A 397-nucleotide genomic window follows, 5' to 3' on the forward strand; every position below is an offset into this window, starting at 1 on the left:
CTTAGCTTTTAAGATAACTTCCTTCATTGCAAGTACAGATGAACGTTCAATCTCCACCGGATTCTGTTCCGCCCATTCCGGATGCGGATAATATGTGTTAATTAATGCTTCCGTTTCTGCGATCAAAGCTCCCTTTAGGTAAAAAATGACTGCTTTCACACTAGTTGTTCCAATATCAAGTCCTATGACTAATTCTTTTCCCATAGCTACCTCTTCCTTTAGCATAACTTCTTTAGAAAAGGCTTTGGAACATCACTCCAAAGCCTTTTTTCATTATTATATCCAGCTCCTGCGCCCAGCAACTAGCAAACTTCACACTCCTCCACTACGATAAGTCAACATCGGTTCGCTTTTAGCTCACCGTGTTTCCTTTATCTCATTTCGAAGTGCTCTAGTT

General features: G+C 40.6%; 1 protein-coding gene. It reads right to left on the bottom strand.

Annotation, left to right across the window (positions count from 1 at the left end):
* On the bottom strand, positions 1-204 hold a 204-nt coding region (locus CIL03_RS19500; RefSeq protein WP_240508172.1), incomplete at its 3' end, for an FGGY family carbohydrate kinase.
* Positions 205-397 lie beyond the last annotated feature (193 nt).

Origin of the sequence: Virgibacillus indicus, from assembly GCF_002266285.1 — a bacterium.
GTDB lineage: Bacteria > Bacillota > Bacilli > Bacillales > Amphibacillaceae > Virgibacillus_K > Virgibacillus_K indicus.